The organism is Dactylosporangium sp. NPDC050688 (genome assembly GCF_040654515.1).
In the GTDB taxonomy this organism is placed as follows: domain Bacteria; phylum Actinomycetota; class Actinomycetes; order Mycobacteriales; family Micromonosporaceae; genus Dactylosporangium.
Genome location: NZ_JBFAIC010000022.1, coordinates 19,277 through 30,896, shown reverse-complemented (window position 1 = coordinate 30,896; position 11,620 = coordinate 19,277). Strand labels below are relative to the sequence as shown.

Below are 11,620 nucleotides of genomic sequence, written 5' to 3'. Positions count from 1 at the left end.
GGCGATACCTGCTCGTCTGTCTCGCTAGTCCTGGAACTCGAGGTACCGGCCGGAGCCCTCGTCAAGTTCCTGGAACCTGCGCACCGCCTCGCGCAGGTACTTCTCCACCTCGCGCAGCGACGCGACGGACTGTTCGGACCCGGCCAGCACGTCGGCGGCCGGGTCGACATAGCTCGCGGCGAACGCGTTACCCATGTCGTCGTTGCCCCAACACCCATGCAGGTCGCTCGCGATCCGCCTGATCTGCGCCACGGCCTGTTGGTAGTCCGCGACGAGTTTCCCGAGGTTGTTGATGGCGTTATCGGCACTCGGGATGTCGATGTGCGTGATCCTGGACACTACTGATCCCCTCGCATGCGCTGCTCGACCCGGCTACGAACGTTGTCGGGCAACCGATCCAGGGCGGCGCCGAGGAACGAGTCGAGCACCTCGGCGGCCGGTCGGGCATTGGTGGCGACCTCCGTGAAGGAGATGCCGGGCAGTGGATCGCCGCCCATCATCGTGCCGATCTTCTCGATGGCTTCCCGGCGACCGGTTGCGATCGTGTCGACGATCAGCTTGGCGAGCTCGGTCGGGGCCAGCCGCTGGTACCGGAAACCGTCGAAATTGATGCCGGTGACCTCGCCCCGGCCGTCCAGCGTCACGGTGAACAGGCGGTCCCGCGCGCGGACAGTGGTCGTGGTGGTCGCCATCTCGCTCTGCATCGCGGTGAGCTTGCGGCGCTGCTCCTCCAGCTCAGCGAGTGCATCCGCGATCCGGCCGCGGGACAGGCCACCGCCCTCCAGCTGCTGACTCATATCCTTCTCCTCGTCATCGGGTCTCGACGCCCCTCCCGCAGGTCGTCGATCATCCGCTCTACCTCACGCTCGGCACTCTGGCGCTGGGCCGTGCGGCCCGACGGGTCCGACCGGCCGGTGCCCCGGCCGACGGTCTCCCAGCCGTCGTCGGGCTCGTGCCACGCCCCGGGGTCGGCAGTGCCCTGCCCACCGGGCTGCCGATCCTTGCCCCCGGGCTGGCCCATCGCACCCATCGCGCCCATTCCCATGGGCATCATCGGCATCATCGGCTGACCTCCGGCCGGATTGGGTGTGTCGGGCAGGCTGGACAGCGGCGAGACACCGCCCAGGCCAGGGAGACGGTCCCGGCCGCCCAGGGGTTTCGGGTCGTCGGCCGCCTCCAGCTCCATCGGGGCCGGCTTCACAGTGGACGACGCGGGCCCCGGCCCGCGACCGGCGATCTCCGAGCCGGGCCCGTACGGCAGCGCCAGCAGGTGACCGCCGGCCTCGGCGAAGTCCTGGGAGACCCGGTTGAGCACGGCGACCGCCCGCTCGTCGGCGGCCGCCGCCGCACCGGAGGTGGCGGCCCGCGTTGCCCGCAGGTCCCGCAGCTCCAGCCGCGCCTGGGCCAGGCTGTCGGCGGCCCGCCGCAGCGCCTCCCCGGGCTCGTGCGAGCGCAGCTCCTCCAGCCGCCGCAACGCCTGCCTCGAACGCTCGCCGAGGACGGGCGCCGCACCGCCCGCCTCGTATCGCTGCCAGACCTCGACCACCTCGCGCAGCACGGACCGGAAGCCGTCGGCGATGCCCGCGATATGGCTGTCCGCCTCGTCGAATCGTGCGGCCCGTGCGTGCAGCCAGGCCGGATCGACCGACTCGAGCGCGTCGGCGACGGCATCCGCCGTCGTTCGGGCGGGGGGGATCATGTCGACTCCCGAGTCAGGGACGTGGCCAGGATGTCCGCGGACGTACTGTCGGCGAGAGCGATTTCGCCGCGGATGCGGATGAGCGCCTCGGCCAGCTCCTCGAAGAGCATGTGAAGCTGCCGTACCTGCTCGGCGAGCGCCTGTTGCCGGTCCTCGACGACGTCGTCCAGCCAGCGGGCGGCGTCGAAGAGGGCGCCTTCGGCCTGCAGCCGCGGACTGCCCGGCTGCTTCAGCTCCGCCAGCACCGCCGGTGGCACGAGCGCCCGCAGCCTCGTGACGAGCAGGTCGATCGCGACGCCGTCGATGGATGTGGTTACTGCCATGTGCTGCCTCCGGTTCAACTCGACGACGGGTGGCGCCCGATGGCACGGCTGGACCACTCGTCGTCGTCCACCCAGACGTCCGCGTCGCCCTCCAGCCAGTTGGCGCGATCGCGCTCCCGCTGCGGCTGGCCGGCCGCGCCCATCCCGCCCATGGGCGGCGCCATGGGCATGCCATGGTTCGCCGGCATCGAGGTGGCGTCGAGCTTCATCGGGGCACCCGATCCCCCGTCGCCGCTCTGGCCGCCACCGCCACCGCCACCGCTGGCGGTGCCGAGCTGGACGCCCGAGACCCCGCCTCCGGTCCCGCCCGTGCCACCGGTCTGGCCCCCGGTCTGGCCGCCGGTGGGCGTGCTGAGGAACCTCGAGAGCTCGGATCGCCCCTGGGCTGCGTCGGACTTGATAGCATCGTCGACCGCTGCGAGCGCGGCGTTCTTCGCGTCGTTGAGGGCGTCCACCCGCGCCAGCTTGTCGGCGTCACTGAGCGTCGTATCGGCCAGCGTCTCGTTGGTCAGCCGGCCGAACTCGGCGCTCAGCTCCCGCTTCGCGTCGCCGAGCGCATCGGCGTGGATCTCCTGCGCCGTGTCGAGACCTCGGTCGGGCGCTTCGTTCTTGAGCTCGTCGATGACATCGTCCGCCGCCGTCCGGGCATCATCCAACGCGTCCTGCCGAACCTCGGAGCCTTCGCTGTTGAGGTCGCCCAGGGCGTCGTCGACCGCTCCGTGCGCGTCATCGAGTGCGTCCTGGCGCACCTCGTCGAGCGCCGAGTCGCCACCGGTCCGTTTGATCAGGTCCCCGATCGCGTCGTCGGCCGCGTCCTGGGCATCGCGCAGCGCGTCCTCCCGCACCTGCTTGTCGTGCGGGTCGGCATCGGAGGCCTCGTTCTCGTCGATGAGGTCCTGGATCGCGTCGTCGACCGCCTCCCGCGCGTCCTTCAGGGCCTCGGCCCGCTGCTGCGCGTCCGGGTCCGATGTGGTCGGTATGCCATTGCCACTGCCGTCCTCGGTGCCGTCGAGAAGGTCGTCGATCGCCTTGTCGGCCGCGTCCTTGGCATCCTTCAGGGCCTGGGCGCGTTCCTGGGAGTCCGGGCCCGACGAGCTCGTTGGCGGCCGCTTGCTGCCGCCACCCGAGCCGGAGCCGGACGGCGACCCTGGGCCGGAGCCCGAGCCGGCGCCCATGAGGTCGTCGATCGCCTTGTTGGCCGCGTCCTGGGCGTCCTTCATCCCCTTGTCCCGCTCGCCGGAGCCTGGACCGCCGCCCGACCCGGATTTGCCCGACCCCGGGCTGCCCGCCCCGGAACTGCCCGACCCCGGGCTGCCCGCCCCGGAACCGCCCGACTCGGTGCCGCCCGACTCACCCGCGCCCGCACCCTTCATGGCGTCGATCGCGTCGTTGGCCGCCTTCGCGGCGTCGTTTGCTGCCTTCTGCGACCCGGATCCGCCAGACGATCCGGAGCCGCCGCCCGGCATCCCCGACCCGGAGCCACCGTCCAAGCCGGAACCGGAACCGGAACCGGAACCGGAGCCATCGCCCGAACCGGAACCCGAGCCATCGCCCAAACCGGAACCGGAACCGGAGCCGGAGCCACCGCCCGAACCGGAACCGGAGCCATCGCCGGAACCGGAACCGGAACCGGAACCGGAACCGGAACCGGAACCACCGCCCGAACCGTTACCGGAACCACTGCCCGAGTCGTTGTTCGACCCGTTGCCGCCGACGCCAGTGGAGACGGTCTTGAAGTCTTTCATCTGGATGTCGATCGGCATCAGGGCCGCGTGCTTGCTCGCGTACTTCGAGGCGAGAACCATCAACAGCTTCCGCTGATGCGGGATCATGTAGTTCTGCTCGACCATCTGGTAGGCGGCATCGCGCCCCCGCCGCACGAGGTCGTCGATCTCGGACCCGGACATCCCGGAATCCTGAGTGATCGCCCGGATGTTCTCCTCGATCTTGTCCTCTTCTATCTCGGTCATCCGGTGGAAGTAGCTGACCGCCTCCCAGAACGCCACACTGTGCACCTTGATGTCGTGCCCGGTGTTGTCGACAACCACGGGGTAGCCGCGCACCTGCTTGGCGACCTCCATCACGTGCTTGACGATCTGGTCGCCGCGTGCGGCCATCGCCTCGGCCGCGGCGCCGCTGAACTTGGCGCGCAGTTCAGCCAGGATCTTCTGGAAGTCGGCGGCGACGGCGTCCAACGCGTCGGCGTACGCGCGGAAAAGCGTGGCGGCGTCCCACCATTGCTTCGCGATCGACTCGGCATCGCTGACGAGATGCCCGTACTCGCCCCACAGGTCCGTCCACACTTTGATGTGAGCGAAGGTTTGACCTGTTGGGGGCGCAACGTCGAACGAGCCGACCAGTCCACCGTCTGCCACCGTTGACCTCGCCTGCTAGTTTTCCGGATCGCCCGGTTTGATGACGCGACCGTCGTCGGTGTAGATCAGTGCCGGCGGCTTCTCGCCGTCGTGCGCGTCGCTGATGATCTTCCCGTACTCGTCGAAGAGCTGCTGGTTGGGCAGGCCAGCCTTGCCGTCCGGCAGATTGATGACGATATTGGGGTCCGTGCCGGCGTGGGTGCCGGTCGGGCCGACCTGCCACAGCATCTGCGGGTCGCCGCCGGTGTCCCCGGTGTCGTAGGTGGTCTTGACTCCCGGGGGCAAGGCCGGGATCTTCACCCCGTTCACCTGGTCGATCCAGGTGTTGAGAGCCCCCGCGGCCAAGTCGGCACTGGCATCGACTCCGGTCAGGACCGCAGCGACGCGTTGCACTGCCGTCGCCATGCCCTCGAACACGGTGTCGAGGTAGTTGAGATGTTCGACCACTGCGGCCCGGCGATCACCCACAATCGCCTCGAGCCACTCGGCCGCGTTCATGCCTGGCGGTCCCGCCTCGAGCTCGATCGTCTTCAGCTTCCCGATTTTCGAGACCGTCTCCGGCGTGACGAGGGCGCGCAGGCGACGGGCGAAATCGTCCGCCTCTGTGGTGGAGATGGTCGTTGTCGTTGCCATGAACTCCTCACCGTCCTCTCGCGATTACGCATACGCGTCGGCGGGGTCGACACCGGCCGCGCCGGTCGGGGCCGGCCCCCCGGGTGCCGGCCGCGTCAGAAACCGTCGCCGAGTTTGATGTCCATCTGGCCCATGTCGTCGAACCGCTTCTGCAGTTCCTTCGCGCGATTCGTCATCTGGTCGTTGAGCTCTTCGAAGTGAGCGTTGAGTTTCTTCACCTTGGCCTCGTAGCCATCGGCGTAGGCGCCGCCGGCGCTGCCCTGCAGCAGCCGCAGCGCGTCCGAGGTCAGGTCCTGGCACGATTGCCGCATCAGGTCCGAAGTCTTCTTCATGTCCTCGTACGCGTTGTCCATCGACTCGTAGTCGTAATGAACCAAGTCGGCCATGACGATCCTCCTATCTACTGTCGGGCGGTGTCAGTTGAGTCCGCCGCCGCTGTCCGCGTCCTGCTGCTGAATCTGGTTCGCGACCTGATCGAGGTAGCTCGCCATCTCGTTGAGGTCGTTGACGACCCTCTTGACGTTCGTGCTCCACTCGTCCTGCAACGCGTCGAGCTTGTCCATGAGGTCGCCCTTGTTGATCGCCCTCAAGCCATCGACCGTGTTCTGCACTTTGGTGTTGGCCTCTTGGAACGCATTGGCGGAATCCCGGTGGCGGCCGGCGTTGTTGTGAATGTCTTCGATTTGCCCTTTGGTAGCCTTCGCCATGAATGACCTCCCGAGTCAGCGAGGGCACGACGGGCGTGCCGCTGGCGAACTGTGTGTGACACGCGCCATGCCACCATCCGCAACACGCCCGTAGCACCGTCGGCACGGAAATCGCGGCCGCCTCGGGGATATCCCTCACCGGCGCTCACCCGTCACCGCGCCCGATCGCCCGCGAGGACACGGCGTCGTCCTCCTCGTCCTGCCACACCTCCGGGTCGCCCTCGACCCAGGTGGCCCGGTCGCGTTGCTTCTGGTTGCCGCCCGCGCCGCCCATGCCACCCATGGGCGGCGCCATCGGCATGCCCCGGTTGTCGGCCAGCGCCGCAGGATCGACCGCCGGTGAGAACAGCGAACCCGTCCGCTGACCGCCGACGTCCCCGCCGGACGAGATGTTCGCGATCCCGACCTGCGTCCCCGCCCCGGTGCCCCCGCCCGACGAGCCACCCCCGGATGAGCCACCGCCCGACGAGCCGGCCCCGGCGGTGGTGACGCCACCGGACCCGGCGGTGCCGCCGTTGAGAAAGCGCGACAAAGCCCCGCTGGAATCCGATGTGATCGGCAGCGACCGATCGAGCATGTCGTCGATCGCCCGGTCGGCCGCGTCCCGCGCCTGTTGCAGCGCCCGGGCCCGGTCCTCGGCCGCCGGGTCGGACGACGTGCCGTCCAGGAGGTCGTCGATGGCCTGGTCGGCGGCGGCGCGGGCGGCCTGTAGCGCCCCGGCCCGGTCGGTCGAACCCGGAATGCCGCTGTCGGCAAGGTCGTCGAGCGCGGCGCCGAGGGCCTGCTTCGCGTCGTCCAGCGCCGTGGTCCGGTCGGCCGAGTCAGCGGGCTTTCGCAAGGCGTCGATCGCCTCCTGGGCCGCCCGTCGAGCGTCCTGCAACGCCTTGTCCTGCTGCGCCGAGAGCGGGGTTCCCCCGCCCGCGCCGTCGGACACCATCGGCGCCGTGGGGCGGGTGGGTTGCAGCGGTGTCTGGCCCGCGGCGCCCAATGAGGACCCCGGGGAGGAGGACCCCGGCGAGGAAGAACCGCCCGACGGGGAGCCACCCGAGCCCGAGCCCGAACCCGAGCCCTGGCCACCGCCGAGTCCCGGCATCCCGCCGCCGGCTGAGGAGCCCGAGCCCTGGCCACCGCCGAGCCCCGGCATCCCACCGCCGGCTGAGGAGCCCGACCCGGTGCCCGACTCCGGAGAGCCCGCACCAGCGGATCCCCCGGGCGAACTGCCCGTGGCACCCCCGGTCCCCGCCCCCGGGCCGGCGCCCGCGTCCAGACCGGCGCCCGAGCCCGGGCCCGAACCACCGGTGCCGAAGCCGGGCCCCGGCGCGTTGGCCTTCAGCTGGTCGATGGCCGCATTGGCCTTGTTTTCGGCGTCCCGTCGGGCCTGATCATCGCTGGCGGAGCCAGACCCCGAGCCGGAACCGCTCCCGGACGATCCGCCGCCGGAGCCGCTGCCCGACCCGGAGCCCGACCCGGAGCCCGAACCGGAGTCCGAACCAGAGCCCGAACCGGAGCCCGAACCCGAACCTGAACCACCGCCGGAGCCGCCGGTATAGGTATAGCTCGTTCCCTTGGTCTCGATCGCGAACGGATCCAGCCGCCCATGCTTTCCGGCGTACTTGGCGGCCAGGATCATGAGCAGCTTGCGTTGATGCGGGATGTGCAGGTTCCGCTCGACCATCTGGTGGGCCGCGTCGCGCGCCCGCTGGGCCATCTGTGCCGTCAGCGTGCGCCGGGCGTTGGCCATATATTGACGTAACCACTTGACGAATGCCTCCGCCTCGGCATCGGCCAGCTTGTCGAAGACCGCCTTCGCGTCCCAGAACGACCGCCCGTACACCACGATGTCGTGGCCGGTGGCGTCGATCGGCGGCGGCGACTCGCGTACCGCGTCGGCGACCGTCTTCATGTACGTGACGATCTCGGCGCCGCGCTGCTGCACGGCCGCGCCGGCGGCCCCGCGGAACTCGTCCTCGAGGTCGGCCAGCAGGCGCACGAAGTTGCCGCGGACGGTGTCGAGCGCCTCGACCTGTTTCCTGGTGGCGCTGGCCAGATCCCACCACGCGTGGAGGTTGGCGCTGTTGTCCTCCACGAGCTCCTTGACGAAGGCGTGCAGTTGCTCCCACGTCTTGATCTGCGCGAAGGTCTGGCCCAGCGGTGGGGGGTCGTCCAGCGAGCCGGCGTACTTCTCCTCGGCCATCGAGGACTACCTACTTCACGACATACTCGTCGGACAGGAACATGAGCTCCGGCGGGTCCTTCACCGCGGAGCTTCCGGGTTTCTTCGGAAGGTCTTTGAAGATGTCCTGGTACAGGTCCGGGGACGGCGCCTCTTTCTTGTCCGGCAGGCCGACGACGACGCCGCCCTTCTCCGTCACGTGCTCGCCGCCGTCGGTGACCCTGAAGAGCAGCTGCGGGTCTCCGCCCCGGTCCTCACTGTCGTAGCTGGTGCGGCCACCGGTGTAGGCGTGCGCGACCGGCGGCAGCAGCTTCGGGTCGGACGAGGCGAGCCACGCCTGGATGGCCGCCAGGCCGGCGGCGCCATCGGCGTCCGCATCGGACATGAGCCGTGCCGCGTCGCCGATCGCGCCGGCGAGTGATGTGAACGACGCCTGCAGCAGCCTGGCGTGCGCGATCAGACCGGCCCGCCGGTCCTTGACCACGTCTTCGAGCCACTGCGCGGAGTCCATACCCGACGGGCCGGCGTTCACCACGTATGTGTTCAGCTTCTCGAAATCGGCCATCATGTCCGCCGGGATGAGGCCACGGAGCCGGGTCAGCAGATCGGGCAACCCGGCGCCGACGTGCGTCTCCTTGACCATGGACCATCACATCCTTCGACAGACGCTGCAGGCGCGTCGCGCCGACCCATGCAAGCACCGCACCTGCCCCGACCGGCCCTTCGCCCGCGATGCCGAGCCAGGGGGAGGGAGAACCCTCACCGGTCGACGGCGCGGTCAGGTGCCGGCCGGTTGCGTGGCGCGCGCGGCGGTGGTGCTGAGCACCGGGCCGGTCGGCAGCAGGGCCAGCAGCTCACCGCTCACCGGCACGGCCGCCGCGGCGACGTAGCCCAGGGCGGACAACGATTCCTCGTCGGCGATGGGGTACTTCACCCCGGACTCGGTGATCAGGTAGACCGTGCCCGGCGCCGCCGCGTTGCGGGCGAACACACCGGACGCGGCCGCGACCACGACCTCGTCAGCCGTGGTCCGCGTAGCCGCCGGTCCGGCCAGCGACACCGCCGAGGCCAGCGCCGCCGGCGGCATGAGCGTGGCGGCCACCGAGGGCGCGGTCGCGTCGAGCGTGTGCCGTACGCAGGCCACGTCCGCCCCGGTATTGTTGGCCGCTCTGGGCGGCTCGGGCGGAAAGTTGGTCACGAAGGTGGTCAGATCCACGACGCGCGCCGCGGCGACTTCGTCCGCACCGATCGGCACCCGACGCACCGGTGCGTCACCGTAGGCCGCCTTGGTGGCCGGGTCGGCCAGCACGAGGGCGGCGACCGTCCGGCTGAGCAGCGCGAGCCCGTCGGTACGCAACAGAAACAGCTCCGACGTGGACAGCGCCGGGTTGTGCCACTCGTACACCCGCCCGACGACGCCCGGCGCGCCACCGAGCGTCGGCCCAGGCCGCCCGCGGCCGGTCACCGGCGGAAAGCCGAGATCGGGCCCGGCCGGCACGGGGTTGATCCACGCCTCGGTGACCGGGAGCCGGTTCAGCGAACCGTAGCCGAGCGCCACGAGCGCGGCCGCGCTGGCGATCCGGTACCGCCGGCCGTGCCAGATCAGAAACACCTTGCCGTCCGATGTGGACACGAGCAGCGCCTGATCGTCGGAGAGGGCCGGCGCGGCGGCACCGGCCGCGCCGAAGACGACGGTGGTCAGCGCCGACGGCCTCGACGACCCGAGCGATGGCCGCGCGCAGACGCTCCACGGTCCGGTGTAGAGCGACGCCCGCGAGGGCAGGCCGTCCGGCGCCCCGGGAATGCCGATCGGGGCACCGACCGGCATTCCGGACAGGGAATCCCGCGACACGACCTCGACCGGGGCCTCGGCGCCCAGCGCCAGCCGGGCGGAGGCGTAGTTCAGCACCGGAAACAGCGTCCCGTCGACGTAGACGTAGCGGGCTCCGGTCTCCTCGACCAGGACGATGGCGCCGCTCTTGGCCCGCCACGACATGGGGCCGCCGGGGCGCAGCAGTCCGTAGATGCCGAACCCGGCCGCCACCAGGATCGTGAGCAGGACGCCCACTGCGGTCCCGACCGACGGACGCCGGTTCGGTCGCTGCAGCGCGTCCGGCTCGCCGTTCAGCAGGCCGGCCACGAGCCGGCCGACCAGGAAGAAGTACGCCTGGGTTTGATCTCGCTTCGTCGTCACGCGAACCCGCTCGCCCAGGCCCGCACGATCTGGTAGAGATCGAGCACCGCTCCGAGCACGGGCAGGATCGCCACTGCGACGATGGTCTCCAGCAACTCGGCCGCGCGGCCCCAGTAGGGCGTCAGCCGCCGTCCCGGGAACATGGCACCGCCGACGGCGAGGAGCCCTCCGATGGTGGCCAGGACGGGCAGCACCACGGCGGCGCGGACGAAGAAGTCGTGGTCGGCGCTCCACCGCACGGCCACCCCCGCCGCGAGCAGCACGGCGGGGGTCACGACCGCCCACCGCTGCACGGCGGTGCCCATGTGCCGCGACCGCAGCAGCAGCCAGGCCGCGGCGCCCACCGCGAGCACGAGGGGCCACTTGCCACCCGGCACGATCAGGGCGACTCCGAGCAGCGCCTGCGCGACGCCCAGCCCCACGCACAGCGCGGTCAGGTAGCGGATCGTCACCGTGCCCCGATTGACCACGACCTCCTGCGGAACCGGATCGATGTGCTCGGCGAGTTCCTTGGCAGTGCTCGGCAACAGCGGCAGCCTCAGTCCGCTGAACCGGAACGCGAACAGCGGCAGGAACAGGCTCGCGACCAGCGACGCGACCAGAAAGGTCGCCGCCGCGTGCTGCGGCGGCAACGCCCCGACCGCGGCGACCATCGCCGGCAGGCAGATCGTGAGCCCGAGCGTCATGGCTGCGGTGAAGAGCAGCGTTGCGTCGGCGACCAGCGCGAGACCGAGGCTCAGGCAGGTCAACGCGGCGATGGTCGCGGTCGCGACCTGCAACGGCCAGCCGCTCGTCGGGTCGGCCCACTGCCCGCCGTACCAGCCTGCGGCGGCGGCGCTGATCCCGGCGACACCGGCCAGCACCGTGCCGATGACCGGCCGGGCAGCCGCCCGGCTGGCGAGGCCCGCGCCGACGAGGAGCACCAGGCTCAGCCCCATGGCCGTCACGGCCCGCAGGTCGTCGGGGCCGCCGAGCGCCAGCACCGGCACCGCGAGCAGCAGGGCGACGGCCGCGAACGCCGACCAGGTGGCTGCCGAGCGGGCGGGGGTCCACACCCCTGACCCGCCGCGTACCTGTTCCGCCACCCCGTCGACGAGGTCGTCGAACATGACCGGTGGCAACTGCGGCGCCCGCGGGCGTAGGTGGAGCGTCTCTCCGTCGAGCAGTTCCAACTCGGTCGGCGTGCGCTCCTCGTCGAGCGGCGGCCCGGCGAGCCGCGCCACGACGAAACCGTCATGCTCCGCGCCATGATCGGGCGCGTCCGGGTTGAGCATCGGCAGCACCGTGGACAGCACGTCGACCAGTGGTGCGTGCGCGGGTACGGCCAGGTCCGTGGTGTGTGAATCGAGAACGAACCGTAGCCGAACCGGTGCCCGCGTGCGATGCTGTGTGCGCTCTTCCATCGTGTGGTCCGGTTCCTTCCTGCCCAAGGTTCAGTAACCGTCACCTGCAGCGAAGCTAGCCAGCCCCGCGCCCAGCCATGGGTGGGGGCGGGACGGCGTCGCCGGTTCGCGGG

Annotated in this window: 12 protein-coding genes; all 12 read right to left on the bottom strand. The window is 70.7% G+C overall.

What is annotated here, in order from left to right; translation table 11 throughout:
• Window positions 1–24: 24 nt before the first annotated feature.
• Window positions 25–339, bottom strand: a complete 315-nt coding sequence (locus AB0H83_RS22045) for a hypothetical protein (protein WP_360096861.1) — start codon at window positions 337–339, stop codon at window positions 25–27.
• Window positions 339–797, bottom strand: coding sequence for a YbaB/EbfC family nucleoid-associated protein (locus AB0H83_RS22040; RefSeq protein ID WP_360096858.1), 459 nt, complete (start codon window positions 795–797; stop codon window positions 339–341). Before AB0H83_RS22040 ends, AB0H83_RS22045 begins: the two co-directional genes overlap by 1 nt.
• The gene (locus AB0H83_RS22035) at window positions 794–1,699 is read right to left on the bottom strand and encodes a hypothetical protein (RefSeq protein ID WP_360096855.1); all 906 of its coding nucleotides are present in this window, start codon (window positions 1,697–1,699) and stop codon (window positions 794–796) included. Before AB0H83_RS22035 ends, AB0H83_RS22040 begins: the two co-directional genes overlap by 4 nt.
• Complete coding sequence (locus AB0H83_RS22030) at window positions 1,696–2,022, bottom strand: hypothetical protein (protein WP_360096852.1); 327 nt, start codon at window positions 2,020–2,022, stop codon at window positions 1,696–1,698. Before AB0H83_RS22030 ends, AB0H83_RS22035 begins: the two co-directional genes overlap by 4 nt.
• Before the next feature lie 14 nt (window positions 2,023–2,036).
• Complete coding sequence (locus AB0H83_RS22025) at window positions 2,037–4,397, bottom strand: hypothetical protein (protein WP_360096849.1); 2,361 nt, start codon at window positions 4,395–4,397, stop codon at window positions 2,037–2,039.
• Window positions 4,398–4,412: 15 nt separating this feature from the next.
• Window positions 4,413–5,030, bottom strand: a complete 618-nt coding sequence (locus AB0H83_RS22020) for a hypothetical protein (protein WP_360096846.1) — start codon at window positions 5,028–5,030, stop codon at window positions 4,413–4,415.
• 95 nt (window positions 5,031–5,125) lie between these two features.
• Entirely contained in the window at window positions 5,126–5,416 is a 291-nt protein-coding gene (locus AB0H83_RS22015; protein ID WP_360096843.1) for a WXG100 family type VII secretion target, read from the bottom strand.
• A 30-nt stretch (window positions 5,417–5,446) separates the two neighbouring features.
• Window positions 5,447–5,737, bottom strand: a complete 291-nt coding sequence (locus AB0H83_RS22010; RefSeq protein ID WP_360096840.1) for a WXG100 family type VII secretion target — start codon at window positions 5,735–5,737, stop codon at window positions 5,447–5,449.
• A gap of 145 nt (window positions 5,738–5,882) precedes the next feature.
• A complete protein-coding gene (locus AB0H83_RS22005; protein ID WP_360096837.1) occupies window positions 5,883–7,727 on the bottom strand; it encodes a hypothetical protein in 1,845 nt (614 codons plus the stop codon).
• A gap of 214 nt (window positions 7,728–7,941) precedes the next feature.
• Entirely contained in the window at window positions 7,942–8,553 is a 612-nt protein-coding gene (locus tag AB0H83_RS22000; protein WP_327006893.1) for a hypothetical protein, read from the bottom strand.
• 135 nt (window positions 8,554–8,688) lie between these two features.
• Window positions 8,689–10,104 (bottom strand): type VII secretion protein EccB, encoded by a 1,416-nt coding sequence (gene eccB, locus AB0H83_RS21995; protein WP_360096834.1) that lies wholly within the window; start codon window positions 10,102–10,104, stop codon window positions 8,689–8,691.
• Window positions 10,101–11,507, bottom strand: coding sequence for a type VII secretion integral membrane protein EccD (gene eccD / locus AB0H83_RS21990; protein ID WP_360096831.1), 1,407 nt, complete (start codon window positions 11,505–11,507; stop codon window positions 10,101–10,103). The genes eccB and eccD overlap by 4 nt, the downstream gene beginning before the upstream one ends.
• Window positions 11,508–11,620 lie beyond the last annotated feature (113 nt).